Origin of the sequence: Streptomyces gottesmaniae (assembly GCF_031845845.1) — a bacterium.
Lineage (GTDB): Bacteria > Actinomycetota > Actinomycetes > Streptomycetales > Streptomycetaceae > Streptomyces > Streptomyces akebiae.
On the sequence record NZ_JAVRFJ010000084.1, the window covers coordinates 1 to 4,057 of the forward strand.

The window sequence follows — 4,057 nt, forward strand, 5'->3', positions numbered from 1 at the left end:
ACCGAACGACGACACACCCGCCCGACGCGGACGACCCACCTCGGGCCACTCCCGCGCCTCCGTCAACAACTCCACCGCACCCGCAGACCAATCCACATGACGCGACGGCTCACCCACATGCAACGTCTTCGGAAGCACCCCGTTCCTGATGGCCATGATCATCTTGATGACTCCGCTGACGCCCGCGGCTGCCTGCGTGTGACCGATGTTCGACTTGATCGAGCCCAGCCAGAGTGGCCGGCCCTCCTCCCGATCCTGGCCGTACGTGGCGAGGAGCGCCTGGGCCTCGATGGGGTCGCCGAGCGTCGTGCCCGTACCGTGGGCCTCCACCGCGTCCACCTCGGCCGCCGTCAGACCCGCGTTCGCCAGCGCCTGACGGATCACCCGCTGCTGCGACGGACCGTTCGGCGCCGTCAGACCGTTGCTCGCACCGTCCTGGTTAAGCGCAGAACCCCGGATCACCGCCAGCACCTGATGACCATTGCGCCGCGCATCCGACAACCGCTCCAGCAGGAGCAGACCCGCACCCTCACCCCAGCCGGTGCCGTCGGTGTCGTCGGAGAAGGCCTTGCACCGCCCGTCCGACGCCAGTCCGCTCTGCCGACTGAACGCGATGAACGGGCCGGGTGTCGACATGATTGTCACCCCGCCCGCGAAGGCCATCGCGCACTCCTTCTGCCGGAGGGCCTGGCAGGCGAGATGCAGGGCCACCAGCGAAGAGGAGCATGCGGTGTCCACGGACACCGACGGCCCTTCCAGACCGAGTACGTACGAGATACGACCGGAGACGACGGCCCCCACGCTGCCGGTGGCCAAGTACGCTTCCGTCTCCTGCGGCGAACGGGCCATGAGGTCGGCGTAGTCCTGGACGTTGGTCCCCGCGAAGACCCCGACGGACGCGCCGCGCAGGCTGTGCGGATCGATTCCGGCCCGCTCGCTGGTCTCCCAGGCCAGCTCCAGCAGCAGCCGCTGCTGCGGATCCATCGCCAACGCCTCACGCGGCGAGATCCCGAAGAAGTCGGCGTCGAAGTCCGCCGCGTCGTGGACGAAGCCGCCGCGTGCCACGTAGGTGCTCCCGACGGCGTCCCCGTCGCCGCCCAGGAGCGTGTCGAGGTCCCAGCCCCGGTCGTCCGGGAACTCGGTGATGGCGTCACCGCCTTCGGCGACGAGCCGCCACAGGTCCTCGGGGGTCCGCACGTCACCGGGATAGCGGCAGCCCATCGCGACGACCGCGATCGGCTCGTGCTCCTCCGACTCGGCCTCGCGCAGCCGCTGCCGGGTCGCGTGCAGATCAGCCGTGACCCGCTTGAGGTAGTCCAGGAGCTTCTGGTCGTTCGACATCTGGTGCCACACCAATCTCGGTACGAGGAACGTCCGGGGGTCAGGGATGCGGGGACGCGAGGACTCGGGGGCGCGGGGCGGAGCGCGGGGGCGCGGGGGGCGCGGGACAGGTGGGGCGCGCTCTTGAGCTGACGCTCAAGTGGTGCGCGCTCTTGAGCTGGGGGTCAGCTCAGTCCGAGGTCCTTGTCGATGAGGTCGAAGATGTCGTCCGCGGTGGCCGCTTCGAGCTTGTCCGCCAGCGTCTCGGTCTCCGGGATGCCCGCACCGACGATCTCGTTCAGCTTGGTCACCAGCCCCTGGAGCCGGGAGGTGAGACGCAGCCGCTCGATGTCCGTCGACGGAAGCGAGGTCACCGAGGCCTCCAGCCGGTCGAGTTCGGCCAGGAGCGGGACCGCCCCGGCCGCCGCCCCCTCGTCCTGGAACAGCTCCGACTTCAGATGCGCCGACAGGGCGAGGGGGGTGGCGTAGTCGAAGACCGCAGTGGCGGGCAGTCGCAGCCCGGATGCCGCGTTGAGCCGGTTGCGCAGCTCGACCGCGGTCACGGAATCAAAGCCCAGGTCCTTGAAGGAGTGGTCCGGTTCCACGTCGGCGGCGTCCGAGTACCGGAGTACGGCGGCCACTTGCGCACGCACGACATCGAGCAGCGCGTGATCCCGTTCCGCCGGCGAGAACCCGGAGAGGCGTACGGCGAGGGAATCCCGCCCCGTGGTGTCCTCGTCCGGTACGGCCGTCGCGGTGCCCTCGGAGAGGGCGGCGCGTACCTCCGCGATGCCGTCCAGCAGGGGCCGCGCCCTGGAGATGGTGAGAACCGGAGCGAAGCGCTCCCAGTCGATGTCCGCGACGATCAAGTGCCCGGTTCCGTGGTCGAGAACCTGTCCCAGGGCGTCGAGGGCCAGGCGCGGTTCCATCGCCCGGACACCGATGCGGCGCAGTTGCGCGTCGATGCCGGCGTCGGTGCCTGCGTCCGCGCCGTCACCGCCCCACAGCCCCCAGGCGATGGACGTGCCGGCGAGTCCGCGGGCGCGCCTGTTGTGGGCCAGGGCGTCCAGGAAGGCGTTGGCTCCGCCGTAGGCGGCCTGATGGGCGTTGCCCCAGACGGCCGAGCCGGAGGAGAAGGTGACGAAGGCCTCCAGGTTCCGGTCCGCGAGCAGTTCGTCCAGGTGCATCGCCCCGCCGATCTTGGCGCGGGTCATCCGGGAGAACTCCTCGAGCGTGGTGGCCGCGAGCTGTTGCTCTCCTTCCGGGACGGCTCCGGCCAGGTGGAAGACACCGGTGAGCGGTGCGGCTTCGGGCAACGACGCGACGAGTTGGCGTACGGCTTCGCGGTCGGCGATGTCGCAGGCCACGAACGTGACCTTTGCTCCGAGTACGGCGAGTTCGGCTTCCAGTGCGGCCGCGCCGCGCGCCTCGGCTCCGCTGCGGCTGGTGAGCACCAGGTGTTCGACGCCGTCGCGAGCGAGGCGGAGGGCCACCTGGGCACCGATGCCGCCGGTGCCGCCGGTGACCAGGACGGTGCCACTGGGCTGCCACGGTCGCGCGGTGGAGGGCGCGGCCTCATCGAGGCGTGCCCGGACCATACGGCGGGCGAAGAGGCCAGCGGCGCGTATCGCGAGCTGGTCCTCCGGCTCGTCCGAGGCCAGGACGGCGCACAGCAGGTCGGCGGTGCGCGCGTCGATCTCCGACGGCAGATCGAGAAGTCCGCCCCAGGTACCGGGGTGGTCGAGCGCCAGCGACGCGCCCATGCCCCACACGGTTGCCTGTGCCGGGTTACGGACCTCCACGGAATCGATGGCGGCGACGGCCTGCGAAGTCACGCACCACAGGGAGGAGTTGATGTCGGACGCGTCCATGGCCCGTACGAGTGCGAGGGTCGCCGCGATGCCCTCGGTCAACTCCGGATGGGCAGGGTGGGGGCGGTTGTCGAGGGCCAGCAGGGAGAGCACACCGACCGGCTGCTCGGCTCCCGTCGTGTCCCCTCGCAGCTGCCCCGTCAGAGCCTCGGTGTCGTCGCCGGACACCTGGATGACGCGCAGGTCGGCGCCGTTGCGGCGCAGGCCGTCCAGAAGCGCGTTCACGGCAGCGGCGTCACGGTGCGTCGCGGGAATGGCAACCGTCCAGGCGCCCATCAAAACGGCAGGGGCGGGTGCCGGTACCGGCTTCCACTCCTCGCGGTAGCGCCACCCGTCGACGAGCGTCTCCTCCCTCCTGCGCGCCCGCCAGGAGGTGAGGGCAGGCAGTACGTCCCGGAGGGCATCGGTCTCCACTTGCAGGCTGTCGGCGAGCGAGGTCATGTCCTCGCTCTCCACGGCCGCCCAGAACGCCTCGTCCACTGGATCGGCGGCCTGCGCCACCGGGTCCTTCTTCACGCTCTCGATCCAGAAACGCCGACGCTGGAAGGCATACGTCGGCAACTCCACCCTCGGGTGAGGACCACCCAGCAGCAGCTTCCAGTCCGGCTCCGCCGCACCCCGCACGAACAGCCCCGCCAACGAACGCAGGAACTGATCCCAGCCACCCTCACCCCGACGCAACGTCCCCACCGCCACCACACCAGCGGCATCCTCCGTGCCCTCAGCCCGGGCAGCCTCAAGCGTCTCCTCGATCCCCATCACCAACACCGGATGGGCACTGACCTCGACGAACGCCCCGAAACCCTCCCCCGCCAGCCGACGGGTGGCCTCCGCGAACCGCACCGGACGCCGCAGATTCTCCACCC

At 70.5% G+C, this 4,057-nt stretch carries 2 protein-coding genes; both read right to left on the reverse strand.

Features of this window, described 5'->3' with window-relative positions; all coding sequences use genetic code 11:
• Positions 1 to 1,341, reverse strand: a 1,341-nt coding sequence (locus RM704_RS44430) for a type I polyketide synthase (RefSeq protein WP_311593533.1), incomplete at its 3' end; no start/stop codon positions are given.
• Positions 1,342 to 1,505: 164 nt separating this feature from the next.
• The coding region (locus tag RM704_RS44435) for an SDR family NAD(P)-dependent oxidoreductase (RefSeq protein WP_311593535.1) at positions 1,506 to 4,057 on the reverse strand (2,552 nt) is incomplete at its 5' end.